The sequence below is a fragment of the Actinacidiphila sp. bgisy160 genome (genome assembly GCF_965342435.1).
Lineage (GTDB): Bacteria > Actinomycetota > Actinomycetes > Streptomycetales > Streptomycetaceae > Actinacidiphila.
In genome coordinates, this window is record NZ_CBDRCM010000022.1 from 41,261 (window position 1) to 64,882 (window position 23,622).

The window sequence follows — 23,622 nt, forward strand, 5'->3', positions numbered from 1 at the left end:
TCCTCGACGGCCCCCGCCCCGCGGCGGGTCAGGCCTGCCGGTCCCGGCCCAGCCAGTCGGCCCGGGTCCGGGGCATCCCGGAGCCGCCGTCCTTGGCCGGGCGGACGGCGAGGACCTGGTTGACACCGATGCGGTTCTGCTCGAAGGAGAGCGCGGACGCCGCCATGTAGAGCCGCCAGACACGGGCGCGGCCGGCCCCGGCGAGACGCACGGCGTCGGCCCAGTGGGCCTCCAGGTTGGCGACCCACTGCCGCAGCGTCAGCGCGTAGTGCTCGCGGATCGCCTCCACGTCCCGTACCTCGAGCCCGGCCTCCTCCAGCCGGGAGACGGTGGAGCCGAGCGGGGCCAGCTCGCCGTCGGGGAAGACGTACCGGTCGATGAACTCGTCGACGTGGTAGGCCTCCTCGTCCTCCCAGGGGCGGCGGCCGATCTGGTGGTTGAGCAGCCGCCCGCCGGGCCGCAGCAGTCCGTACAGCACCCCGGCGTACTGCCGGTAGCGCTCACGGCCCACGTGCTCGGCCATGCCGATCGAGGAGATGGCGTCGTACGGCCCGTCGGCGACCGCCCGGTAGTCCTGCACGCGGATCTCGATCCGGTCGGCGAGCCCGGCGTCGGCGACCCGCTTGCGCGCGTAGGAGGCCTGCTCGGTGGAGAGCGTGACACCGGTGGCGTGGACGCCGTAGTGCTCGGCGGCGTGCATCACCATCGAGCCCCAGCCGCAGCCGACGTCCAGCAGCCGCTGCCCCGGCCGCAGTTCCAGCTTGCGGCAGATGAGGTCCAGCTTGGCCCGCTGGGCGTCCTCCAGGGTCGCGTCGGGCCCCTCCCAGTAGGCGCACGAGTAGACCATGGACGGGCCGAGCACCAGCTCGTAGAAGTCGTTGCCGACGTTGTAGTGGTGACTGATCGCCTGCCGGTCCCGGATGGGGCTGTGCAGCATCCCGGAGCGCCTGCGGACCTCCTCCGGCGGCGGGGGCGGCGGCAGGCCGGGGCCGGCGAGGGCGAGGGCCTCGCGGGCCAGCCGGTAGGTCCCGGGGTCGCGCGCGAGGCCGAGCAGGCGGCGCGGTGACGCCCCGCCCCCCTCGGCGGGGCGCTCCCAGACGAGCCCGGAGAGCCGGTCCAGTGCCTCGTACAGGTCGCCGTCGACGTCGAGTTCACCGGACACCCAGGCACGGGCCAGGCCGAGTTCGCCGGGCTTGAACAGCAGCCGGCGCAACGCCCGGCGGTGCCGTACGACCAGGGCCGGGGCATCGGGCGGTCCGGTCTCGCTGCCGTCCCACGCGCGGATGCGCAGTGGGAGCGGGACGCCGAGCGCCTGCTCGGCGAGGGCGGTCAGTCGTCCGGCCGCATCGGCCATGGCGCGTACCTCCGTGCCTCCATGAAGACGGGTCCACTGGGCTGAGAAACGGATGCGGGATACACCGACATTCCCGCACTACCGCTTCTTTACCTCTACCCATCTCATGTCCTGTGCCGCGGGGCCAGGGACACGGGCACGACGAAGGGCGCCCGCCCCACGGATGGCGGACGCCCTTCGGCCGGACTGTTACCTGCGCAGGTGCCTGCTCAGGCCTTGACCTTGGCGGCCTCGGCGGTGACCGCCGCGGCCGGGACCGGCTTGGCGGCCTCGTAGAACTCCTCGCGCGGGTTCTCGATGGCACCGAGCGAGACGACCTCGCGCTTGAGGAACATCGCCAGCGTCCAGTCGGCGATGACCCGGATCTTGCGGTTGAAGGTCGGCACCGCCATGCCGTGGTAACCGCGGTGGAAGTACCAGGCCAGGCGGCCCTTGAACTTCAGCTTGAGCTTGCCGAAGCGGATCAGGGCCACACCCTTGTGCAGGCCGAGGCCGGCCACAGCACCCAGGTTGGCGTGCTTGTACTCCTTCTGCGGGAAGCCGCGCATGCCGGACACCACGTTGTCGCCGAGCACCTTGGCCTGGCGCAGCGCGTGCTGGGCGTTCGGCGGGCACCAGGCACCGGGACCGGAAGCCAGGTCGGGGACCTGGGCGTTGTCGCCGGCGGACCAGATGTAGTCGGTGCCCTGGACCTGGAGCGTGGCGGCGGTGTCCACGTGGCCGCGCGGGCCGAGCGGCAGGCCGTACTTGGCCAGCGTGGGGTTGGGCTTGACGCCCGCGGTCCACACGATGGTGGAGGCGTCGACCTCCAGGCCGTTGGCGAGCACCACGTGCTTGTCGACGCAGGAGGTCATGGAGGTGCCGAGGTAGACCTCGATGCCGCGCTCGCGCAGGTGCTCAAGACCCCAGGTGCCCAGCTCCGGGCCGACCTCGGGGAGGATCTTGTCGGCGGCGTCGACGAGGATGAAGCGCATGTCCTCGCGCTTGACGTTGGTGTAGTACTTGGCCGCGTCACGGGCCATGTCCTCGACCTCGCCGACCGTCTCGGCGCCGGCGAAGCCGCCGCCGACGAAGACGAAGGTGAGCGCCTTGCGTCGGACGTCCTCGTCGGTGGTGGAGTCGGCCTTGTCGAGCTGCTCCAGCACGTGGTTGCGCAGGCCGATGGCCTCCTCGACGCCCTTCATGCCGATGCCGTGCTCGGCGAGGCCGGGGATCGGGAAGGTGCGGGAGACGGCGCCGAGCGCGATCACCAGGTAGTCGAAGGGCAGCTCGTAGGTCTCGCCCACGAGCGGCTCGACGACCGCGACCTTGCGGTCCTGGTCGATGGTGGTGACCCGGCCGGTGAGGACCTCCGCCTTGGGGAGCACGCGGCGCAGCGGCACCACGACGTGGCGGGGGGAGATGCTGCCGGCGGCGGCTTCCGGCAGGAAGGGCTGGTACGTCATGTACGAGCGCGGGTCTACGACGGTGACCGTCGCTTCCGCGTAACGCATCTTCTTGAGGATGCGCCGCGCCGCGTACAGGCCGACGTACCCTCCGCCTACTACGAGGATCCTGGGACGCTCCGTGGTGCTCATGCTTCGAGTATTCACCACGCCCCAGGGGGTACCTCGTGAGCCCCTTCACAAGGTTTCTGCTGCCCTCTGCTACACTGCGCCGCTTCGTGACCAGGGCCACAGCGCCCAGGGGGAACCCGGAAGGTCGCGCGGGCGTTGAGCGCCCCCTCCGACCAGCGGTGATCGGCATCCGGGGACACCCCGCCACCTTCCGGCAGGGCAGGCGAACCACGTGTGCACCAAGGGCTTTGGGGGTCAAGGGAGACCCCGGCCTCGAAAAGTTGGGCCGTCCGGCGGGAACTTTCATGTGAAGAAATTCACGAAGTTTTCCCGGCGGGCGTGTCACACCCGCCCCCCAGACCCGCTCAGATGGCAAAGTCCCTGCTCAGGCGATGCTCCACGCGATGCCGTCGAGGATGTCGTGCTCCGAGACCACGACCTCGCGGGCGCCCGTGCGCTCCATGATCCGCAGCAGCACCAGGGCCCCGGCGCCGATCACGTCGACCCGCCCCGGGTGCATCACCGGGATCGCGGCGCGCTCGGCGTGCGTGGCGGCCAGCAGGCGCGCGCTGATCTCACGCACCGTCCCGACCGGGATGCGGGAGTGGTGGATGGCGGCCCAGTCGTACTCGGGCAGGTCCAGCGCGATCGCGGCGACCGTGGTGACGGACCCGGCCAGCCCGACGAGCGTGCGTGCCTCGCGCAGCGGGACGGTCCGCTCGGCGAGGTCGAGGGCGGCGTCGATGTCCCGCGTCATGGCGGCGACCTGCCCGGCGGTGGGCGGGTCGGTGACCACGCCGTCGCGGACCAGGTGGCGCTCGGTCATCCGCACGCAGCCGACGTCGACTGAGCGCGCGGCCGTCACATGGCGGTCGCCGACGACGAACTCGGTGGAGCCGCCGCCGATGTCCACGACCAGAAAGGGACGCTCCAGGTCCGCCCGTCCGGCCAGCTCCTTGGTGGCGCCGGTGAAGGAGAACTCCGCCTCCTGGTCGCCGGTGATCACCTCCGGCTCGACGCCGAGGATGTCCACCACCCCGCGCACGAAGTCGTCCCGGTTGGAGGCGTCACGGGAGGCGGAGGTGGCCACGAAACGGACCGTCCGGGCCCCCAGTTCCGCTATCACGCCCGCGTACTCGCGGCAGGCCGCGAAGGTGCGCTCCAGCGCCTCGGGAGCGAGCCGGCCGGTGCGGTCCACGTCCTGCCCGAGCCGGACGATGGTCATCCGGCGGTCCAGGTCCTTGATCTCGCCGGTCGCGGGATCCGCGTCCGCGACGAGCAGGCGGATGGAGTTCGTACCGCAGTCGATGGCGGCGACCCGGGTCACCGGCTCTCCCCCTCGTCCTGCCCGGCGCCGCCGCACGGGCTCACGCACGGGCCCTTGCGCCACCACTCGGGCAGCATCGCGATCGTCTCGTCGCCCAGCGGGTTCACCCCGGGGCCGGCCGCGAGGGAGTGGCCCACCAGGACGTGCAGGCACTTCACCCGGTCCGGCATGCCGCCGGCGCTGGGGAAGCCCTCCAGGACCTCGATGGCGTCCCGGCGGGCGATGTAGTCCTCGTGCGCGGCGCGGTAGGCGGCGGCCAGTTCCTCGTCCTCGGCGAGGCGGGCCGTCATCTCCTTCATGACGCCCTCGGCCTCCAGGGTGCCGATCGCCGAGGCCGCGCGCGGACAGGTCAGGTAGTACAGCGTCGGGAACGGCGTCCCGTCCTCCAGGCGCGGCGCCGTCTCCACCACGTCGGGGTTGCCGCAGGGGCAGCGGTGCGCGATGGCCCGCAGGCCGCGCGGCGGGCGGCCGAGCTGCTCCTTGAAGGCGGCGATGTCCGCCTCGGTGGGCGGGGCGTGCTCGGTCTGCGGCGGGGGCTTTTCCATGCCTGGGCGTGTCTCTTTCGGGGCGTGCGTCAACGGTGTGCTGCGGTGGCGGCGTCCGCGTGGTCGACGCCGTCCCACAGGTTGGCGTACCAGGGGCGGCGGGCCGCGCTGTCGCTGTGGCGGGCGCCTGCGTCCTCGGAGGCCGCGGCCCCACTGGGCTTGACCACCGTATACGCCGTCTCGCCCGGCAGTACGTAGTGAAGCCGGGCCCGGGCCTGCGCCTTGACGTACTCCGGGTCCTGCCAGCGGGCCTTCTCCTCGCGCAGCTCGTCCACCCGCTTGCGCGCCTGCTCGGCCTGCTTGCGCTGGTCGGCGATCTGCGAGCGCTGCGCCACGTACTGGCGCATGGGGTAGGCCAGGGCCACGACCAGGGCGCAGACGACCAGCGCCAGCAGCGCGGCCCGTCCGGTCAGCCGGTTGCGGCCGCGGGGCAGCGAGGGCCGCGGGCGGCCGGCCGCGCGGTAGACGCGGGCCTGCGCCTGTGCCCCGAGGGCACGGATGCGCGTCGCGGTGGAGAAGCGATCCGGCACGTGCACCTCCGGTGGGGGTTCGGGTGGCCCTTGCTGGCGCACGGTGCCGCCCGCCGCGGGCGCGGCGGGCGGCACCGGACGACGTCAGCCCTTGAAGCGGGGGAACGCGGAGCGGCCGGCGTACACCGCCGCGTCATCGAGGATCTCCTCGATGCGCAGCAGCTGGTTGTACTTGGCGACGCGCTCGCTGCGCGCGGGGGCGCCGGTCTTGATCTGGCCGCAGTTGGTGGCGACGGCGAGGTCGGCGATGGTGACGTCCTCGGTCTCGCCGGAGCGGTGCGACATCATGCACTTGTAGCCGTTGCGCTGGGCGAGCTCGACCGCGTCGAGGGTCTCGGTCAGCGAGCCGATCTGGTTGACCTTGACCAGGAGCGCGTTGGCGGTGCCGCTGTCGATGCCGCGCTGCAGACGCTCGGGGTTGGTGACGAACAGGTCGTCGCCGACCAGCTGGACCTTGTCACCGAGCTGCTCGGTGATGGTCTTCCAGCCGTCCCAGTCCTCCTCGTTCAGCGGGTCCTCGATGGAGACCAGCGGGTACGCCTCGACCAGCTCGGCGTAGTACGCGGTCATCTCGGCCGCCGACAGGGACTTGCCCTCGAAGGAGTAGCCGCCGTCCTTGTAGAACTCGGAGGCGGCCACGTCGAGCGCGAGCGCGATGTCCTGGCCGGGCTGGTAGCCGGCCTTCTTGATGGCCTCGACGATCAGGTCGAGGGCGTCGCGGTTGCTCGGCAGGTTCGGGGCGAAGCCGCCCTCGTCGCCGAGGCCCGTGGACAGGCCGCGCTCCTTCAGGACCGCCTTGAGGGTGTGGTACACCTCGGCGCCCCAGCGCAGGGCCTCGGAGAAGGACTCCGCGCCTACGGGTGCGATCATGAACTCCTGGATGTCCACGTTGGAGTCGGCGTGCGAGCCGCCGTTCAGGATGTTCATCATCGGGACCGGCAGCACGTGGGCGTTCGGGCCGCCCAGGTAGCGGAAGAGCGGCAGGTCGGAGGCCTCGGAGGCGGCGTGGGCCACGGCCAGCGAGACACCGAGGATGGCGTTGGCGCCGAGCGAGGACTTGTCCGGGGTGGCGTCCAGGTCGAACATCGCCTGGTCGATCAGGCGCTGCTCCGTCGCGTCGTAGCCGACCAGCTCCGGGCCGATCTGCTCGATGACGGCCAGGACGGCCTTCTCCACGCCCTTGCCCAGGTAACGGCTCTTGTCGCCGTCGCGGAGCTCGAGGGCCTCGAACGCACCGGTGGACGCACCGGAGGGGACGGCTGCACGGCCCGTGCTGCCGTCGTCGAGGCCGACCTCGACCTCGACGGTGGGGTTGCCTCGCGAGTCGAGGATTTCCCGGGCTACGACGACGTCGATGGACGGCACGTGAGTCTCCTTCTGGATGTCTCTTCGTTTCGGCATGAGCCTAACCGACCCGAAAAGCCCCGGCCGGGCACGCTCAGGGGATGGACATGCCCGTGCTCGGAACGGAGGAGAAAGTTCAGCCCGATGTCGGCCGGCGTCCGCCGGGCGGAGGTGGACTCCCGGCCCGGCGGCGCGCGGGGCTCAGCGGCCGAGGTTCAGGTACGAGCCTGCGGTGATCACGTTCGGGTCCTCGCCGATGACGTCGCGGTTCGCGTCGTACAGGCCGCGCCAGCCGCCCGGCACGTGCTGCTCCATCGCGATCTCGCAGAGCGAGTCGCCCTCCTGCACCAGGTAACGGCCGGCGGTGGTGTTCTTGGCGCTCGTGCCGCTGTCCCGGCCGGTGTCGGCCTTCTTGGTCTCGGCGCGCGTGTCGGGGGTGAGCGGGATGACGCCCCAGGCGGCCTCCCCCTCGACGAAGTGGGCCGGCAGGCCGCTGGGGCCGTGCCCCTGGGTCCCGGTGGATCCCCTGGAGTCCCCGGTGGCCGTGCCGTCGGTGGCGGTGCCGCCGTCCGGCTTGCGGTGCTTGCCCTGACCCTCGCCGTCCGCGGAGGAGGTCGCGGAGGCGTCGGGACTCTCGGTCGCGTCGGCGTCCGGGGTGGCGGTCGTGTCGTCACCGGTGCCCGGGGACGTCGTGCCGGCGGTGTCGTCGCCGGCGCCCGGGGAGGTGGTGCCGGTGGTGTCGCCGCCGGAACCGGTGGTGTCGCCGGAGCCCTGCCCGTCGGGGCCGTGGCCGCCGTGCAGCAGGCTGTCGAGGGCGTCGGTGAGGCCGGAGGAGTCGGCGCAGCCGGACCACGCGTCCGGGCCGAGCTCCGCGAGGATCTTCTCGGCCACGGATATCTGCTCGTTGCGGCTGGCGAGGTCAGGGCGCTCGGCGTACTGGCCGCCGCCGTACTGCTGCCAGGTCTCCTCGGTGATCTGCAGGCCGCCGAAGAACCCGTTGCCGGTGTTCGAGCTCCACAGACCGCCGCTCTCGCACATGGCGACCGCGTTCCAGGTGCTGTTGGCGTCGGCGGCGCTGGCGCCGCTCGCTGCGAAGAGGGGGAGCGTGAGGCCCGCCCCGGTCGCCGCGACCGCGACCACTGCGGTCGGGGCCTGACGCGGCTTGCGGTGTCGGCCGTTCCCGGACTTCAGCATGCGCCATCGCCTTTCACATTCGAATACTGCGATGGCGCCAGACCGTAGTGGTCTTGGCCCATGCATCACAAGTCGATGTCTCAAGGATCACGCCAAGATCACGTTCTGACGCCATGTCAGTCACTTTCCGGTGTGAAGGAGACCGGCAGTGTCCGCAGACCGCGCATGATCAGGCCGCCTCGCCACCTCAGGTCGGCCGGATCGGCGGCCAGTCGCAGGTCCGGCAACCGGGTCAGCAGCGTCGCCAGCGCGGACTGCGCCTCGAGCCGGGCGAGCGGCGCGCCGAGGCAGTAGTGGATGCCGTGACCGTACCCGAGGTGCTGGTTGTCACGGCGCGACAGGTCCAGGGCGTCCGGGTCGGCGAAGCGCGCAGGATCGCGGTCGGCCGCCGCCAGGACGACGAGCACCGGGTCTCCGGCGGCGACGGACTGCCCGCCCACGGTGAGCGGTTCGGTGGCGAAGCGCCAGGTCGCCAGTTCCACCGGGCCGTCGTAGCGCAGTAGTTCCTCGACGGCGGTGGCCAGCAGTCCGCGCTCGCCGCGGGCGAGGGAGTCCTGGAGCAGCCGCCGCTGCTCCGGGTGGCGCAGCAGTGTCCAGGTGCCGTTGCCGATGAGGTTGACGGTCGTCTCGAAGCCGGCGAAGAGCAGGATGAAGGCCATCGCGGCGGCCTCGTTCTCGGTGAGGTGCTCACCGTGGTCACTGGCCCGGATCAGCCCGGATATCAGGTCGTCGCCGAGTTCCGAGCGCTTGCGGTGGATCAGTTCCAGCAGGTAGGCGCGCATCTTCTTCACCGAGCGCGCCACTCCCCCGCGCGGCCCGCCGCCGTGCCGGATCATCATGCCGGCCCAGTCGCGGAAGTCGTCCTGGTCCTCGGCGGGGACGCCCAGCAGGTCGCAGATGGCGTAGATCGGCAGCGGGAAGGCGAACTCATGGATGAGATCCGCCTCGCCCTTGGCCGCGAAACCGTCGATCAGGCGTTCGGTGAGCTCCTGTACCCGCGGCGCGAACGCGGCCACCCGGCGCGGGGTGAAAGCCTTGGAGACCAGCCTCCGCAGTCGGGTGTGGTCGGGCGGGTCGATGTTGAGCAGGTGCGTCATCAGGTCGGCGCTGCGCTCACCCGGGATGCCCACCTTGCCCTTGGCGTGGGCGCGTTCGGAGTGGTGGACGGGGTTCTTGCTCAGCCGTGCGTCGGCGAGCGCCCGCTTGGCGTCCGCGTACCGGGTGACCAGCCAGGCCTCCACCCCGCTGGGCAGGGTCGTGCGGTGCACCGGGGAGTGCTCGCGCAGCCAGGCGTACGCGGGGTACGGATCGCTCGCGAACTGCCAGGTGAACAGCTCGGGGGCGGCCGGGATACCGGGGTCGGGGGTCACGCTGTCATGCATCCCATGACGTTAGCCGGTCGCGGCTGAGCCGGTCGGCGAGCCTGGTCGTCTCCGGGAGGCGGTAGGAGGGGGCCAGGGCCAGCACGTGACGGCAGGCGGTGTCCAGGTCGACGCCGTGGCCGGTGGAGACGTAGACCGGCTTCACCCCGGTCTGCGTCCGCAGCACCCGGCCCACCGTCTCCCCCGCGTCCACCAGCGGCGTACCCGATCCCCGGGCGTCGCCGAGCGAGGCCGGGTCCCAGGTGCCGACGAAAGGCGTCTTCGCCACCCCGGCGGCCGGCAGGCCCGTGACGACCCCCAGGTGGCAGGCGAGCCCGAAGCGGCGCGGGTGCGCCAGCCCCTGGCCGTCGCAGAGCAGCAGGTCGGGCGTGACGGAGAGCTTCTCCAGCGCGTCGATCAGCACGGGCAGCTCACGGAAGGCGAAAAGCCCGGGAACGTACGGGAAACCCGCCCGGGCGGTCGCGGTGACCTGCTCGACCGGGGCCAGCGTCGCGGTGTCGAGCACGACCACGGCGGCGGCGACGGTGTCGCCCTCGACACCGTGACCGCCGCCGTAGGCCACGTCCAGCCCCGCCACGTACCGCGGCCGCTGCGGGCCGGGGCCGTGGTGGTCCGCCAGGGGGCGGAGCCGGTCCTGCAGGGCCAGGGCCTCCGCCTCGCCGCGCGGCCACGCGTGCGGTACGTCGATGCGCATGGCCGCCAGCCTAGGCCGCCGCTGGGAGGTGCCCCCAGGTGCGGTGCATCGCAAGGCGGAGAGCCGGCCTCGTCGTGGGCTACTCGGATGATTCGACGACGTAGCGCGGCACCCCCGGCCGAGGGCTGGGGGTGCCGCGCCGGACGTCGCCGGGTGAGTGATCCCCCGGCCGAAGGCCGGGGGAGGGCGGTTGACGACACGGCGCCCGGGGCCGCTCGCGGCCGGGCCCGGCGGCCGCGGCTCAGTGCTCTTCCTTGCCGCTCTCCTCCTGTCCCGGCCCGGAGCGGGTCGGCGCGCCTCTGGGGACGCCGCCCTGGAACCCGCCCGCGGTCCCCGCGGGGCTGCGGGTGCCGCCCTCGAAGCCGCGGGTGCCCCCGGGGCCGGGGGTGCCCTCGGCACTGCGGGTGCCCGCCGGGCTGCGGGTGCCCTCGGGGCCGCTCACACCGTGGGAGCCCCAGTTGCCGAAGCCCTTCAGGGAGTGCGGGAGGCGCCGGATGCCATCCTGCGGCCATTCGTCCGGCTCCCGCCATTCGGTGAGCGTGTGCCGCTCGCCGTCCTGGTGGCCGGGCCCGTGGTCGGCCGCGGTCTCCCGCCCGTACTCCTCGCGGGTGTGCCACGCCCCGCCACGGGGCTGCGGTTTCTGCTCGGGAGGCGGTTCCTTGCTCCGGGCCCACATCCCGATCGACACGGCGCCGACCAGGATCCCGACCAGGAAGATGCCCACTATCAACGGCGCGATGCCGACGATGTAGTCGTGCGGCACGGCCAGCTGGATCTGTTCCAGTGCTCGCATATATCCCTTTTACCCGCTTTGCCCCATGCTGACGCACACCAGCGGAAGGAGATCCTCCGCGGCGGGTCAGCCGGTCTTCTCGGCCTCCAGAATCGCGTCCCGGTAGCGGCGCGCGGCGGCACGCAGGGCGGACTCAGGGTCGATGCCGGCCGCCTGGGCGGCGAGCGCGAGCGCCAGCAGGCGGTCCCCGGTCTCGGCGGCGTCCTGGTCCGGGACCGGCACCGACAGGCCCGCCTGGCGGGCCCGCGAGCCGAGCTTGGCGGCGAGGGCGAGTGCGGGCTGGCCGAGCGGGATGCCCTCGGTGACCGAGCCGCGCCGCTTCTCCTCCGCCTTGGTGCGCAGCCAGTGCTCCCGGACGTCGTCCGCCGTCTCGGCGACCTCGTCGCCGAAGACGTGCGGGTGCCGGTGGATCAGCTTGTCCACGATCGTGGCGGCGACGTCGTCGATCGAGAACGGCTCCTCCGGGTCGTCCTGCGCGATCCGCGCGTGGAAGACGACCTGCAGCAGCACGTCGCCGAGCTCCTCGCGCAGGGCGTCCCGGTCGCCTTCCTCGGCGGCCTCGGCGAGCTCGTAGATCTCCTCGATGCCGTACTTCACCAGCTCCTCGGTGGTACGGACGCTGCTCCAGGGGCACTCGCGGCGGATCCGGTCCATCACCTGCACCAGGTCGAGCAGCCGCGCGCCCGGCAGGTCGTAGGAGCCGGGCAGCAGTTCCAGATCCGGCATACGGACCCGGCCGGAACCCCCGAGCCGGGCGAGCTCGTCGGTGACGGCGCGGTCGCCCTCGCCGCCGGCCAGGTAGACCACGGTGCGGCCGCCCCCGGTGAGGTCGGTCAGCTCCCGCCCGGTCGGCGCGGACGTCTCGACGGCGACCCCGGCCTCGCGCAGGTACGGCAGCTGCGGGTGCCCCGGGTCGGGGCAGACGACCAGGTCGGCGGCGCGCAGCAGCTCCCAGGCGGGCCAGGAGAGCAGGCCGGGGGCGACCCGGTGGGTGGTGGTCAGCAGTACCAGGCGGCCCGGGCGGGCGGAGTCATCGGAGTGGTCCACCCGACGAAACTACCTCGCCGCGCCACGGCGCCGGGGCGGGGGCCGGACCCGCGTTCGGCCCCCGCCCCACCTCCGCGGTGCGTCAGGCCTGGGCGCTGCGGCGGGTCACCTCGGACAGCCAGGGGTCCTTGGTGGCGTCCAGGTCGAGCTTGTCGGAGTTCCACATCCCGTAGCGCGGGTTGACGTCGATCCTCAGCTTCCTCGACGTGTCGCGCAGCACCTTGATCAGCGCCGTCTGGCCCTCGGGGGTCTGCACGTCGGCGCCGTAGTGGGCGGCGACCTTCTGCATCAGCAGGTCGGTGCGGATGCTCTCCTCGATGTCGGCGGGCACCATCGCGTAGGTCTGCAGCAGCTGGGCCTCCAGGGCCGCCTTGCCGCCGGCCTGCTGCTCGCTGGCCGTCCGGGCGGCCTGGACTTCGCGCCGGGTGACGGACACGCCGATGTCGTCGGCCGCCTGCTCGATGACCTCGTTCTGCACGAGCCGGTGCACGACGTTGCGCTGGAGATCGCTGCTGGCCTCGATGAGCTGGGCGGCCTGCGGGGTCCTCTCCTGCGCGGCGCGCACGGCGGCGACCTTCGCCTGCACCGCCTCCACGGTGATCTGCTCGCCGCCCACGACGGCCGCGGCACCCGCGTGCGGTGTGCCGCAGGAGGTCAGCAGTGGTGCCGCGAGCAGCACGGCTGCGGCGGCGGTGGCGGAGAGAGCAGTCCTGCGGCGGAGCATTTTTGCCTCCCGGCAAGGGATCGAGCGACGGTGCACGACCTGGCAGTGATGCAGTGATCGAGGATATTGAGCGGGGCGCCGGGATATCCAGCACTCTGCACAACACACTGCACAAACGATCCGCGACACCTCAGGTGTCGCAGGCGGTCCCGTCGCCGTCCCGGTCCAGCGACCGGGAGTAGCCGGGGTCGCCGCGGTGCAGCGGGGCGGCGCCGGCCTCGCGGGCGGCGGCGCAGTTCGCGTACGAGGCATCCGGCAAGGGGGCGGTGCCCTCCTTCCCCTCGCCGGAACCGGAGCCGCCGCCGCCGGACGTCACCGGCCTGCCGGCGTCGGGCAGGGGCTCGTCGGGGCAGGTGTCCAGCACGTTCACCATGGCGGCCTTCTCGGCCCCGGTGACCCACAGCCCGTACTTCTTCTTCACCGCCACCTGCCGGGCCACGTACGGGCAGCGGAAGGCCTTGTCCGGCGGCAGCCAGGTCGCGGCGTCGCCGTCGCCCTTGCCGCGGTTGGTCGGGCCGTCGACGGCGAGGAGGTTCAGCGGGTCGCTGGCGAGCTGCGTGCGCTTGTCGCGGGACCAGTACTTGGCGCCCTTCTGCCAGGCGTCGCTGAGCGCCACGACGTGGTCGATGTCGACCGTGCTGCGGCCGCGTATGAAGTCGATCCGCCTGCCGGTGTACGGGTCGTCGAGGGTGCCCGAGGCGACGACGCAGTCCCCGCCCCGGTCGGCGCGGAAGGAGGTGCCGGTGAGGTCGCGGCGGAGTATGTCGTCGCGGGTTATCTCTATCCCTCTCCCGATCGCGATGCACATGAGGCACAGCCGTAACCCACTCCTGTCCCTCACCGTTATCAGTCATGCCGTGAGGCACATGAGTGACGACGGAGACAGGAAGCAGATCCATGACGTTACGCACGGAGAAGGCCGTCTCGCCCACCACCGGCGAGACCACCTGGCTCCTGGTCGACGGGGAGACGTACGCGCCCCACCCCGAAGCCCGTGCGTTCTCCCTGTACCTGCGCGGAGCCGGGCGGTCACCGCAGACACAGCGCGCGTACATCCCCAGAATCGGCCGCTTCCTCAATTGGTGCGTAGAGCGGGGTACCGACTGGAGGACCCTCCGGCTCGGGGACATGAGTCTGTTCAAGTTCCACGTCGAGCGGACACCGACCCGGTACGGGCGGCCTCCGTCCGCCAAAACGGTCAACGCCACGCTCACCGCGGTCTGCGAGTTCCTCCGCTTCTGCGCCGTCCAGGGACACGTGACCCACGAAGTCGCCGCGCGTCTCAGCGAGCCGCGCTTCCTCGCCCACGCCCCGGCCGGCTTCGATCCCGGCGAGGGCGGCCAGCACCTGATGATCAAAGCCCGCGTCCTGAAGGCGCCGGAGATCGAGCGGACGCCGCAGACCCTCACCAGCGCCCAGATGGATCAGGTCCTCGACGCCGCTCGCACCGCGCGTGACCGGCTGCTGCTGACCGTCCTGGTGGAGGCGGGCCTCCGCATCGGCGAAGCCCTCGGGCTGCGGCGTGAGGACATGCACCTGCTCCCGGACTCCACCCACCTCGGCTGCCGGACCGGTGGCGCGCACCTGCACGTCAGGCCACGACAGGACAACGTCAACGGGGCACGGGCCAAAGCCGGGCGCCCTCGCATGGTTCCGCTGACGCCAGAGGTGGTGCATCGGTATCGCGATCACCTCGCCGAGCGTGAACAGGCAGTCGGCTCCGCCGACTGTGACTACGTCTTCGTCAACCTCGTCGGCGTCCACGCGGGACGCCCCCTGTCGTATTCCAACGCCAAGCAAGTGGTCGAACGGATCGGGAGGCGCTGCGGTCTGACCGCCCGGCCGCACATGATGCGGCACACTGCCGCCACCCGCTGGATCCGTAAAGGGGTCGCTCCGGACGTCGTACAGACGCTCCTGGGCCACGCCTCCTCGGCTAGCACCGCCGTGTACCTGCACGCCCAGGACGAGGATCTCCGCGCAGCCGTCGCGGCCGTCGACAGTCTCGCCTCGGAGCTGCTGCGATGACCGTTGCACCTCTCCGCTCGGCTGGCGTCGCCTCCGTCTCCGCTGAACCGGATTGGCCGTCATGGCTCGCGGCGCGCATTCCGTCGAGTTGGCGGGCAGATGAGTGGGACCCCGTTCAGGCACTGTTCACTGCCGATCCCGGTAACCCGATGACCAGCGTGTTCGTCTGCTCCGTGGCCTCCTGTACCACCCATGTGGCGAGCAACGGTTCCCGGTGCGACGCCTGCCGGAAAGCCCGATACCTCCTGGGGAACCCCACGGACTTCGACACCACGCACATTCCGGATCCGTCCCGCCGTAGGCCCAACACCTCCGCGAACGGGGCGATGCCCGGCGTCTCCCAGTTCTCGCTCGCCGATGTGAGCCCAGCGGTCCGCCAGGAGCTCCTCTACGGGCTCCAGCAGCGCGACGACGCCGGGATCAGCCTGGTCCCCCAGCGAGTGCGCCGCATTGTGGCCGGACTCCCCTCCGAACTCGGCTCGCTCCTTGACCTGGACGCCTCCTTCTCCTCCGGGCTTCCGGCTGCGGCCTCCGGCGTCCTGAACGGTGTTCTCCTGCACCTCCGACGCGCACGCGTCGAGTTCGAGGGCACCGATCCGACCTCGGGCGACATCTGGGAGTGCGCTCTCATCGGGCTGACGGCCGGACGCGGTCGCAAGTACGCCGCCGTCCACGGCAAGATCGACTTCCGTCCGGTACGGCAGCGTTGGCTGCGGGAACTGGTCAAGGAGTACGGCCGCACGGCACGCCCCAACGTCATGAACCTGCGGCAGACCGTCTACGCCGCGACCATCGCGTCCTCTGCGCTGGCAGGCCGCCCCCACGGGGATGAGCCGGAGCGCCTCGCCATGACTGACATGAACGCCGTAGTGGACCTGTTCCGGATCACCAAGCGGCCCGAGGACGGTCACGACTACTCCACCAGCCACCGCAGAGCCCTGCTCCGTCACTGGCGCACGTTCCTGGATTACGCCCGTCAGGCCGAGATGATGGATCACGTGCCCGGCGGCTTCGCGCTCAACCCCCGCTTCCACAGCATCGCCGCCGTGGAGGTGACCGAGGACGATCTCGGCCGTGCGATCCCCGAGCACATCATCGCCCAACTCGACGCACACCTGGGTCTGCTGGGCACCTCGACGGGGTACACGAGCGGCGGCTGGACGGCCGCCGACTTCGCGCGGATGTATCAGGTGGTCTACGCGGTCCTCCGGGACACCGGTCGGCGTCCGGGCGAAGTCACCAGCCTGCGCCGCGACTGCCTGGAGCGGGTCGACGGCAAACCGACGCTGATCTACGACAACCACAAGCGGCGACGACACGGCCGTCGTCTGCCCATCTCGGAGAGCACCGCCCAACTGATCGAATCCTGGCAGAAGGAGCTCTATGCGCTACCGGCCGTACCGGCTTGCGCCCAGTGGCTGTTTCCCTCTCCAGGACAGCGCAATCGTCCACGCCGCGGGCATCTGAACACCTCGCATTTCTGCAACCGGATCTTCCGGAACTGGGTCGACGAACTGATCCCTGACCTTGTGGACGACCGTCTCGACGAGGACGGCGCCCTGCTCGCCTACGACCGCACCCAGATCGTCCCGTACGGCTTCCGCCACGCGTACGCCCAACGCCATGCGGACGCGGGCACCCGCCCCGACGTCCTGCGGGAACTCATGGACCATCGTTCGCTGGACGTCACCATGGGCTACTACAAGGTTTCCCTCAGCCGAAAGCAGGAGGCCGTGCGCACGGTCGCGGCACTCGCCGTCGACCGGCACGGAGCCGCCCGCGGGTTCAGCGACCCCCTCGCCTACGAGGTGGAAAGCGTCGGGGTTCCCTATGGCGGCTGCACCGAGCCGAGCAACGTCAAAGCCGGCGGCGGGCACTGCCGCATCCGCTTCCAGTGCGCCGGATGCGACTTCTACCGGCCCGATCCCTCCTACCTCCCCGCCCTGGAACAGCAGATCGCGGACCTGCGGGCCGACAAGGAGGCCGCCCTGGCCATGGAGGCCGCCGACTGGGTCGTGCACAATCTCGACGACCAGGTCCGCGCCTACTCGAAGTCGGCCGACGAGATGCGGCGGAAGCTGGACGCGATGCCCGCCGAGGAGCGGGCCGCCGTCGAATCCGCCTCACGCGAGCTGCGCAAGGCACGTTCGGCAGCGGCCTTCGTCCCCCTTCAGTCGCTGACGACACGGAGCTCGGAATGAAGATCCCTGCTGCTGCCAGCGGCAACGACCGGAACGCTCGGATCGAGCGGCTGCGCGTCAGCCGCGCCAAGGACAGCGAAGAAAAGACGAGGCGTGCACTCGACGCCGTGGATGCCCTTCTCCGCTCGGGGCAACGGATCACCGTCGCCCAAGTGGCACGGGAGGCCTCGGTGTCCACGTGGTTCGTCTACAACCAGCCTCAGGTGCACCAGGCCGTTCAGGACGGCTTCACCGCCCAGCGAACGCGAGGTCGCCAGAACTCCCACACTCCAGAAGCGTCCCAGGTGTCTCCGGCCGGGTTGCGGACGGACCTTGCACTGGCCCGCGAAGAGATCAAGGACCTCAAGAAGGAGCGCGATCGGCTCCGCAACCGGGTCAGGCTCTCTCTCGGCGCCGAGTTGGAGGGCGTGAACCAGCACGAGCTGATCGAGCGGGTACAGCAGATCGAGCGGCGGAATACCGCGCTGGAGCAAGCGCTGTCGGAGGCCAGGGATCGGATCACCGCCCTGGAGGGCCAACTGCGTGAGGCGGAGGACGACCTCACCGCCGCGCGAGCCGGTCTTCGCCGTGCCATGCGGGCCGTTCCGTCCCCATAGTCTCGCGATACCGCCGACTCGCGGCCGTCCGGCTTTCATGCCGTCTTCCGGACAGCCGCGAGGAAGGCCGACGAAGTGGTCAGGACTTGACCCCACGCACCGGTCAGGACCGCGCTCAGTCGGTGTCCGTCGCGGCCAGCATCGCCAGCCGTCGGCGTTCTGCAGAGACCGCGACGAGGCCGATATCCCAGGCCACACGCTCGAACCACTTGGTGTCGGCGCCAAATGCATACCAAGCGCATGCCCGTGCCACCGCCTCGACCTCTTCCGCGGGGCAGCCCTGTTCCGCACCGGAGAGGCCGGCTACGGACTGCCAGGCGGCCAGCCGGCCGTAGGCACCTCGGACGCCGGAGTTGTAGGCACCGCCCGTGGACGCGGCGGCGAAGAGAACCCGCCATGGGTGCTCTGGCGGGCAGGCCGCAACCGATAGGGCGGCTTTCTTCGTCCCGGCGCCTTCCAGGCACTTCAGCCCGAGTGCCAACAGCATCCTCGGAACCGACTCGGCTTCCAGAGGAGCTGCCAGATCGAAGACTCGTGCTTCGACCCGGCCATTCGACTCCTCGGCCCAGTTCGTCACAGCAACGCCGGTGGTCTTGGCAACGGCTTCGGTCGTCGTCTCCTCGACCGGCGGCACGGGCGCCCGGTCATCACGCGGCACCTCACGGTTCGCCGGCGGGCCGTACGGCATCGAGTGGCTGCCACCGCGCGCGCTGTAACTCGGCAGATCCGGTCGGCCTTCCAGCTCCAACAGGGTCAACGGCAGCCAACCCAGAGGATGATGCCTCCAGTGCGGCGACGTCGCCCACCCGGCGATCCCCGGCGACTCCGCGACGTCGACGCCTCTGAGCACCAGCTCATGGACCAGGCACGCCCGAAGTTCCTCAGTGGCGTGTCCAGTGAACGCCACTGCGAGCTCCTCGGTCGGTTGGCTGGAGGCCAGCAGGGAGGCGGTATAGCGGTCCAGCTTCCTGTCAGCGGCCTCCGCGGAAGAAACCAGCCGCAGTGCTTGGGCGACGTTGCCGGGGTCGGGCGTAGTGGCCAGCAGCCGGAGCAGGTAGTCGAAGACGCTCCTGTACTGCCATATCCGCCCGGCGTCAGAGGCGTAAGCCCCGGCGAGCGCGATAGCGAGGTCCGCGACGAAATCAGCGTCTCCCCGCCCGAGACTGCGGTCAGCCGTCTTCCAGACTTCGGTGACGCTCTTCAGGCCCGGCAGCTTCGTCACGATCTTCTGTATGCGGTCAGCCACGGCAATGGAGCCTATGCGTCGCGCAGCGAAGCGACATTATTTCCCCAGGTCACCACAGCCCTCTCAGCCCTCGCACTGCTTAAGCATCATCCTCTTGTCCGGGGCCGTCACCGGGAGCTCGTACTTTTCCGTAACCTGTGCGAAGCGGACCGCGTACGAGCACCGGATCGACTTGTTCGGCGGCAGCCAGGACGCCGGACCCGAATCGCGTTTGGCGGAGTTCGTGGAGCCCGAGACCGGCAGGAGATTCAGCGCGTCGTTGGCCAGCTGCTGCCTCTTCTCCTTGCTCCAACGTGAGGCACCCATCTGCCAGGCGTACGACAACGGCACCACGTGGTCGATCTGCACCTCGGTGGCCTTGGCTTTCTTCCAGGCGATGTCCTTGCCGGTGTAAGGGTCGTACAGGTTCATCGACACGACCACACAGTCGGAACCCGTACGGAACTGGACGTCCCGTCCATGGAGTTTCAGCAAGTCGTTCCGGGTGTCACAACCGTTCCTCGCCAGCGGCACCCCATCCGCCGTGTCCATCCACGCATAGCCGAACTCGTCCCGTTCGTAGCCCGTCTTCGGCCCACGCCCCTTGACTCTGAGTTCTTCGACGAGTTTGCGCGCCTTCGCCTTTTCCGCCTCCGACGTGAGCGCGCCGAGCCCCGGCTTGGTTCCGTCCGGATTCGTCAGCGGGCTCGCCGCCCGCCCGGCAGCGGCGTCCGGTCCGGATCCGGCGGAGCTTCCGCCCGGCTCCATACCATCACAGCCTGCGACGAGCGTGACGGCGATGGTGACCGTAAGGACGACCCTCTTCCCGCGCGCACGCAGCGGCCTGTGACTCATGTGCCTCTCAGTACGCACAGCCGACCACATCCTGCATACGCTGCGAGAACGGACATGCCACAGCGCGAAGCATAGAGATAACGCGGGTGTCGCAGCCGTTGTGGTCGGTGTCCACCCAGGCCGCGCCGAACTCGTTCCGCGCGTAGCCGGTCTTGGGCGCCCGGCCCTTCACCGCCAGTTCGTCCACCGCCTTGAGCGCGCTGCCCTTCGGGACCGCGTCGCTCCCGGCGCCGCTGCCCGTGCCGCCTCCGAGGTCCTCGCCAGTGCACCCGGCCAGACCCGCGCCGAGCAGCACGACGACGGCCACCGCTGCCGTTCCCGCCCTGGTTGTACGCACCTTGGCACTGTAGAGGTGGGAGCCGCGGCCCGTCAGGGGGCCTGCGACGGCCGAACGGTCAGCGCATGACGGCGGTTCGGCGCAGTTCGTCCACAAGTGCGAGGAAGAGCAAAAAGTTCGGGATGTCCTTGACCTTCCTGGAGGACCAGGACAGGGACTTGCCGGCCTTCTTCAGCACGAGCACGCCGTCGGCGACCCGGACGTCCTCGATCTCCGGCCAGGTGACGGCCCCGCGCCGGGACGTGGCGACGCCGGTACGGTTGACTGAGATGTCCCCGAAGGTCAGCGTCCGCCCCTCCTCCAGCATCCGCAGCATCCCCGGCAGCTGGAACCCGGCGACCTCCTGCTGGATGAACGGCCCCCACCGCTCCGGTTCCGCGTAGAAGTTGAGGATCTTCCGCACGGTGCCGTCGCCCTTGTGCAGCGTGTAGCGGTAACCGGTGGCGACGTGGACGCCGTTGACGTAGGAATCGGTGATCTCCTGCAGCACCGTCATCGAGTCCCAGCGGAAGGCGGCGGGGACACCGGCGTGGTCGATCTCGATCAGCCCGAACTCGAAGAAGTGGAGCCGGCGGGCGGCGGCCTTGCGGGAGAAGTTCGGGGTCCGCAGGGCGTGGTGGAGGAACCAGATGCCGGGCAGCACGAAGCAGGCCAGCCCCACGAGGATCATGAACACGAAGTTGCACGTCATCAGGAAGCCGTGCCGCTTCGGCAGGATCGTGAGGCGGTGCCGCCCCAGGCCCTCGGCCGCGGCGAGGGCCGCGATGTCGTCGGGTATCCGGTCTTCCATGGTGCGTTCCGCCGTTCTCGGGAAGGGGACGGCCCTGGCGCGGCGCGCGCCAGGGCCCGAACATCGTGGCCGGCGGCCTCAGCCGGCGAGCTTGTCGATGTCGACGGCGTCCTTGGCCGCCGGGGCGGTGATCTCCACCGGCTTGTCGAAGTCGGAGAAGAGCATGGTGCCAGGCTCCTTGCCGCCCTTGACGACCACCTTGAGCACGTACGGCTTGCCCTCGGTGGCCACGTAGGCGGTGGTGGTCTCGGCCCCGTCCTTGCTGGTGATCGGCACGGCGGGCGTACCGGCGAGGGTGGCGGGCTCGCCCTTCTTCCCGCCCAGGTCGCCGTCCGAGTCCTTCTCGAGCTCGGCGAGGAACGCGTCGAGGTCGCAGGCCTCGACGAGGTCCTTGTTGTCCGGCGTGTCGGCCTTGGTCTTCATCCACCGGTCGCCGAGCAGCTCCTTCATGGCGGCACCGTCGGAGCCCTGGGCCTTCCAGAAGGCGTCGTCGCCCTTCATGTAGAGCGAGGGGCCCGCCTTGACGAGCCGGACGGTGCCGCCCTCGACGGTGACCTCGCCCTTGCAGTCGCCGGCCGTGCTCATCGTCATGCGGAACTTCATCCGCTCGCCGTCGGAGATGCCGTCGAGGGCGACGGTCATCGCCGGGGCGGACTTCATGGCGGCCACGGCCTTCTTCTCGATGGTGGCGGACGGCTGGTCGGCGAGAGCCGTGGAGGCCGGTTCCGCCGTGCTGTCGAGCGGTCCGCAGGCGGCGATGGTGAGGGCGGCGGTGAGACAGCCGAGCGCCGTGAGCGCGCCGCGAGTGGTGGTCATGAGGGTCGTCCCCCTTGGTGGACAGCGTGTGGATGACGGTTGCGGGCCGGCCGAACGCCCCAGGAACTCCGTGAACCGATGGGACAATCACAGCATGAGCTGTGAACCGAGTCAACACGAATTCTCGATTCACATGGATTCACGGCGTGAAGGGGTACGCCTTGTGTTCACCGGTATGCTCGTGGCCACAGCCGCACCCCGCACGGGAAGGGAGCCAGCCAGGTGCCGGAGAACGCAAGCGAGGTGACCGCCGCCGGGATCGCACGGCTGGCCGGGGTGGGGCGGGCGGCCGTCAGCAACTGGCGCCGCAGGCACGCCGACTTCCCCAAGCCGGTGGGGGGCACCGACACCAGCCCGGCCTTCGCGCTGTCCGAGGTCGAGAGCTGGCTCCGCGCCCAGGGCAAACTGGCCGAGGTCCCGCTGCGCGAACGGGTCTGGCAGCGGGCCGAGTCCCATCCGGTGGGCACCGCGGCCGCGCTCCGGCAGGCCGGCGCCGTCTGCCTGCTGGTCCGTGAACGTCCAGCCGGCGCGCCCGAGCTGGAGGGCGCGGCGGCCGAGGACGCCGTACGGGAACTCTTCGAGCGGCACTTCGGGGGACGGTTCGCCCTCGGCACCCCCCTCGACGCCGAACTGCTGCGCGGCGCGGCCGGGCTCGCCGCCGGAATGGGCCCGCGCCAGGCCTACGAGTTCCTGCTCGGGCGCTATCTGGACGCCAACCCCCGGCAGTACACGCTGACCCCGCCCGCGCCCGCCGAGCTGATGGCCGCGCTCGCCGGCCCCGCCCGCACCGTGCTGGATCCCGCCTGCGGCACCGGCACCCTGCTGCGCGCCGTCGAAGCCCCGCACGAGGTGTACGGCCAGGAGGCCGACCCGGACCTGGCCGCGCTGGCGGCGCTGCGGCTGGCGCTGCACGCCGACCCGGCCGCGGTGGTACGGGTGGCCGGCGGCGACAGCCTGCGCGCCGACGCCTTCCCCGGGCTCGCAGCCGACGCGGTGCTGTGCCACCCGCCGTTCAACGAGCGCAACTGGGGTCACGAGGAGCTCGCCTACGATCCCCGCTGGGAGTACGGCTTCCCGGCCCGCACGGAGTCCGAACTCGCCTGGGTGCAGCACTGCCTGGCGCGGGTCCGGGAGGGTGGGACGGTGGTGCTGCTGATGCCGCCCGCCGCCGCCTCGCGCCGCTCCGGCCGCCGGATCCGCGCCGACCTGCTGCGGCGCGGCACCCTGCGCGCGGTGGTCGCGCTCCCGGCCGGCGCCGCGCCCCCGTACGGCATCCCGCTCCACCTGTGGGTGCTGCGCAGGCCGGACGGCGGCACAGCGGCCTCCCCGCATCTGCTGCTGGTCGACACCGCGGGGGCGCAGGACACCGCCCCCGGGGGCGAGAAGGTGCCCTGGCAGACGGTGCGCGCCACCGTACTGGACGCCTGGCAGTCCTTCGACCGGCACGGCACCACGGAGGAGCGGCCCGGGGTCAGCCGCGCCTTGAAGGTCATCGACCTGCTCGACGACGACGTGGACCTGGCCCCCGCCCGCCATCTGCCGCCGCCCGCCGCGGGCGGTGGGGCGGCCGAACTCGTTGGGGTGCGCGACCGGCTGGCCCTCACCTTGCTGCGCACCGCCGAACTCGCCCCCGCCCCCGCCGGGGCGGCCGAGCCCGCCCGCTGGCCGCTCACCACGGTCGGCGAGCTGGCCCGCGCCGGAGCGCTGGTGCTGCGCGCGGGCGGCACCGGGGGCGCCCGCCCCGGCGAGGGTCCCGCCGTGCTCACCGAGCACGACGTCCTCGGCGGCGGCGCCCCGAGCGGCACCCTGCCCGAAGTACCGACCGCGGAGGAGCCGGTCCTGACGCGGGAGGGCGACGTGGTCGTGCCGGTGCTCGGCCGGGGCCCGGCCGCCCGTGTCGTCGACGCCGCCACCGCGGGGGCGGCCCTCGGCCGCAACCTCCACCTGCTGCGCCCCGACCCGGCAGCCCTGGACCCCTGGTTCCTCGCCGGCTTCCTGCGCGGTACCGCCAACAACCGCCAGGCCAGCAGCTACGCCTCCACCGCGACCCGGCTGGACGTCCGCCGGCTCCAGGTGCCGCGGCTGCCGCTGTCCGAACAACGCCGGTACGGGGAACGCTTCCGCACCATGGCCGCCTTCGAGGAGGCCCTGCGGCTGGCGGGACAGCTGGGTGAGCAGTTGGTGCAGGGGCTCTACGACGGGCTGACCGACGGCACGGTGCGTCCCGAATAGTTACGGGATCGGGTGACAGCCCGTCGGGGACGGCGGATACTCTCGCGATACC

21 protein-coding genes and 1 pseudogene are annotated in these 23,622 nt (G+C 71.3%); 4 read left to right on the forward strand and 18 right to left on the reverse strand.

Annotated features, from left to right (window positions below):
* Positions 1-28: 28 nt before the first annotated feature.
* The 13 genes and pseudogenes from ACRWNP_RS18925 to ACRWNP_RS18985 form a co-directional block, all read right to left on the reverse strand.
* Positions 29-1,354 (reverse strand): class I SAM-dependent methyltransferase, encoded by a 1,326-nt coding sequence (locus ACRWNP_RS18925; RefSeq protein WP_431962795.1) that lies wholly within the window; start codon positions 1,352-1,354, stop codon positions 29-31.
* 209 nt (positions 1,355-1,563) lie between these two features.
* A complete protein-coding gene (locus ACRWNP_RS18930; protein WP_431962797.1) occupies positions 1,564-2,931 on the reverse strand; it encodes an NAD(P)/FAD-dependent oxidoreductase in 1,368 nt (455 codons plus the stop codon).
* A 364-nt stretch (positions 2,932-3,295) separates the two neighbouring features.
* Entirely contained in the window at positions 3,296-4,237 is a 942-nt protein-coding gene (locus tag ACRWNP_RS18935) for an exopolyphosphatase (RefSeq protein WP_431962799.1), read from the reverse strand.
* Positions 4,234-4,782, reverse strand: a complete 549-nt coding sequence (locus tag ACRWNP_RS18940; RefSeq protein ID WP_431962801.1) for a DUF501 domain-containing protein — start codon at positions 4,780-4,782, stop codon at positions 4,234-4,236. Before ACRWNP_RS18940 ends, ACRWNP_RS18935 begins: the two co-directional genes overlap by 4 nt.
* A gap of 29 nt (positions 4,783-4,811) precedes the next feature.
* The gene (locus tag ACRWNP_RS18945) at positions 4,812-5,312 is read right to left on the reverse strand and encodes an FtsB family cell division protein (protein ID WP_431962803.1); all 501 of its coding nucleotides are present in this window, start codon (positions 5,310-5,312) and stop codon (positions 4,812-4,814) included.
* 84 nt (positions 5,313-5,396) lie between these two features.
* Complete coding sequence (gene eno / locus ACRWNP_RS18950; protein WP_326581391.1) at positions 5,397-6,677, reverse strand: phosphopyruvate hydratase; 1,281 nt, start codon at positions 6,675-6,677, stop codon at positions 5,397-5,399.
* Between the two features lie 180 nt (positions 6,678-6,857).
* On the reverse strand, positions 6,858-7,850 hold the full coding sequence (locus ACRWNP_RS18955) for a transglycosylase family protein (RefSeq protein WP_431962806.1): 993 nt from the start codon (positions 7,848-7,850) through the stop codon (positions 6,858-6,860).
* Positions 7,851-7,966: 116 nt separating this feature from the next.
* A complete protein-coding gene (locus ACRWNP_RS18960) occupies positions 7,967-9,232 on the reverse strand; it encodes a cytochrome P450 family protein (RefSeq protein ID WP_431962808.1) in 1,266 nt (421 codons plus the stop codon).
* On the reverse strand, positions 9,225-9,926 hold the full coding sequence (locus ACRWNP_RS18965; RefSeq protein WP_431962810.1) for an endonuclease V: 702 nt from the start codon (positions 9,924-9,926) through the stop codon (positions 9,225-9,227). Before ACRWNP_RS18965 ends, ACRWNP_RS18960 begins: the two co-directional genes overlap by 8 nt.
* A 241-nt stretch (positions 9,927-10,167) precedes the next feature.
* Positions 10,168-10,719, reverse strand: coding sequence for a DUF6479 family protein (locus ACRWNP_RS18970; protein ID WP_431962812.1), 552 nt, complete (start codon positions 10,717-10,719; stop codon positions 10,168-10,170).
* Between the two features lie 66 nt (positions 10,720-10,785).
* Entirely contained in the window at positions 10,786-11,766 is a 981-nt protein-coding gene (locus ACRWNP_RS18975; protein ID WP_431962814.1) for a nucleoside triphosphate pyrophosphohydrolase, read from the reverse strand.
* 82 nt (positions 11,767-11,848) lie between these two features.
* The gene (locus tag ACRWNP_RS18980; protein WP_431962816.1) at positions 11,849-12,490 is read right to left on the reverse strand and encodes a SurA N-terminal domain-containing protein; all 642 of its coding nucleotides are present in this window, start codon (positions 12,488-12,490) and stop codon (positions 11,849-11,851) included.
* Between the two features lie 130 nt (positions 12,491-12,620).
* Positions 12,621-13,265 (reverse strand): annotated as a pseudogene (locus ACRWNP_RS18985) (GmrSD restriction endonuclease domain-containing protein); the annotation flags it as partial.
* Between the two features lie 122 nt (positions 13,266-13,387).
* On the opposite strand from ACRWNP_RS18985, the gene ACRWNP_RS18990 reads away from it, so the two are divergent.
* From ACRWNP_RS18990 to ACRWNP_RS19000, 3 genes are all read left to right on the forward strand, one after another.
* Positions 13,388-14,518 (forward strand): tyrosine-type recombinase/integrase, encoded by a 1,131-nt coding sequence (locus ACRWNP_RS18990; RefSeq protein WP_431962818.1) that lies wholly within the window; start codon positions 13,388-13,390, stop codon positions 14,516-14,518.
* 149 nt (positions 14,519-14,667) lie between these two features.
* Entirely contained in the window at positions 14,668-16,719 is a 2,052-nt protein-coding gene (locus tag ACRWNP_RS18995; RefSeq protein WP_431962820.1) for a tyrosine-type recombinase/integrase, read from the forward strand.
* Positions 16,716-17,315 carry a DUF6262 family protein gene (locus tag ACRWNP_RS19000; RefSeq protein WP_431962822.1) on the forward strand — a complete coding sequence of 200 codons (600 nt, stop codon included), beginning with the start codon at positions 16,716-16,718 and terminating at the stop codon, positions 17,313-17,315. Before ACRWNP_RS18995 ends, ACRWNP_RS19000 begins: the two co-directional genes overlap by 4 nt.
* Positions 17,316-17,430: 115 nt before the next feature.
* Here ACRWNP_RS19000 and ACRWNP_RS19005 read toward each other — a convergent pair whose 3' ends face one another.
* From ACRWNP_RS19005 to ACRWNP_RS19025, 5 genes are all read right to left on the reverse strand, one after another.
* Positions 17,431-18,561, reverse strand: coding sequence for a DUF6183 family protein (locus ACRWNP_RS19005; RefSeq protein WP_431962824.1), 1,131 nt, complete (start codon positions 18,559-18,561; stop codon positions 17,431-17,433).
* Between the two features lie 63 nt (positions 18,562-18,624).
* The gene (locus ACRWNP_RS19010) at positions 18,625-19,395 is read right to left on the reverse strand and encodes an HNH endonuclease family protein (RefSeq protein WP_431962826.1); all 771 of its coding nucleotides are present in this window, start codon (positions 19,393-19,395) and stop codon (positions 18,625-18,627) included.
* Between the two features lie 7 nt (positions 19,396-19,402).
* Positions 19,403-19,732 carry a hypothetical protein gene (locus ACRWNP_RS19015; protein ID WP_431962828.1) on the reverse strand — a complete coding sequence of 110 codons (330 nt, stop codon included), beginning with the start codon at positions 19,730-19,732 and terminating at the stop codon, positions 19,403-19,405.
* 58 nt (positions 19,733-19,790) lie between these two features.
* Complete coding sequence (locus ACRWNP_RS19020; protein ID WP_431962830.1) at positions 19,791-20,522, reverse strand: DUF6585 family protein; 732 nt, start codon at positions 20,520-20,522, stop codon at positions 19,791-19,793.
* A gap of 78 nt (positions 20,523-20,600) precedes the next feature.
* The gene (locus tag ACRWNP_RS19025) at positions 20,601-21,338 is read right to left on the reverse strand and encodes a hypothetical protein (RefSeq protein ID WP_431962832.1); all 738 of its coding nucleotides are present in this window, start codon (positions 21,336-21,338) and stop codon (positions 20,601-20,603) included.
* Positions 21,339-21,560: 222 nt separating this feature from the next.
* Here ACRWNP_RS19025 and ACRWNP_RS19030 point away from each other — a divergent pair, with 222 nt between their 5' ends.
* Entirely contained in the window at positions 21,561-23,570 is a 2,010-nt protein-coding gene (locus ACRWNP_RS19030; protein WP_431962834.1) for an N-6 DNA methylase, read from the forward strand.
* Positions 23,571-23,622 lie beyond the last annotated feature (52 nt).

What these genes read in the sequence shown, in the direction of transcription:
- ACRWNP_RS18925 (WP_431962795.1), bottom strand. Translation starts at nt 1,354, where the DNA reads ATGGCCGATGCGGCCGGACGACTGACCGCCCTCGCCGAGCAGGCGCTC.
- ACRWNP_RS18930 (WP_431962797.1), bottom strand. Translation starts at nt 2,931, where the DNA reads ATGAGCACCACGGAGCGTCCCAGGATCCTCGTAGTAGGCGGAGGGTAC.
- ACRWNP_RS18940 (WP_431962801.1), bottom strand. Translation starts at nt 4,782, where the DNA reads ATGGAAAAGCCCCCGCCGCAGACCGAGCACGCCCCGCCCACCGAGGCG.
- ACRWNP_RS18955 (WP_431962806.1), bottom strand. Translation starts at nt 7,850, where the DNA reads ATGCTGAAGTCCGGGAACGGCCGACACCGCAAGCCGCGTCAGGCCCCG.
- ACRWNP_RS18960 (WP_431962808.1), bottom strand. Translation starts at nt 9,232, where the DNA reads ATGCATGACAGCGTGACCCCCGACCCCGGTATCCCGGCCGCCCCCGAG.
- ACRWNP_RS18965 (WP_431962810.1), bottom strand. Translation starts at nt 9,926, where the DNA reads ATGCGCATCGACGTACCGCACGCGTGGCCGCGCGGCGAGGCGGAGGCC.
- ACRWNP_RS18970 (WP_431962812.1), bottom strand. Translation starts at nt 10,719, where the DNA reads ATGCGAGCACTGGAACAGATCCAGCTGGCCGTGCCGCACGACTACATC.
- ACRWNP_RS18980 (WP_431962816.1), bottom strand. Translation starts at nt 12,490, where the DNA reads ATGCTCCGCCGCAGGACTGCTCTCTCCGCCACCGCCGCCGCAGCCGTG.
- ACRWNP_RS18990 (WP_431962818.1), top strand. Translation starts at nt 13,388, where the DNA reads ATGACGTTACGCACGGAGAAGGCCGTCTCGCCCACCACCGGCGAGACC.
- ACRWNP_RS18995 (WP_431962820.1), top strand. Translation starts at nt 14,668, where the DNA reads ATGACCAGCGTGTTCGTCTGCTCCGTGGCCTCCTGTACCACCCATGTG.
- ACRWNP_RS19000 (WP_431962822.1), top strand. Translation starts at nt 16,716, where the DNA reads ATGAAGATCCCTGCTGCTGCCAGCGGCAACGACCGGAACGCTCGGATC.
- ACRWNP_RS19010 (WP_431962826.1), bottom strand. Translation starts at nt 19,395, where the DNA reads ATGAGTCACAGGCCGCTGCGTGCGCGCGGGAAGAGGGTCGTCCTTACG.
- ACRWNP_RS19020 (WP_431962830.1), bottom strand. Translation starts at nt 20,522, where the DNA reads ATGGAAGACCGGATACCCGACGACATCGCGGCCCTCGCCGCGGCCGAG.
- ACRWNP_RS19025 (WP_431962832.1), bottom strand. Translation starts at nt 21,338, where the DNA reads ATGACCACCACTCGCGGCGCGCTCACGGCGCTCGGCTGTCTCACCGCC.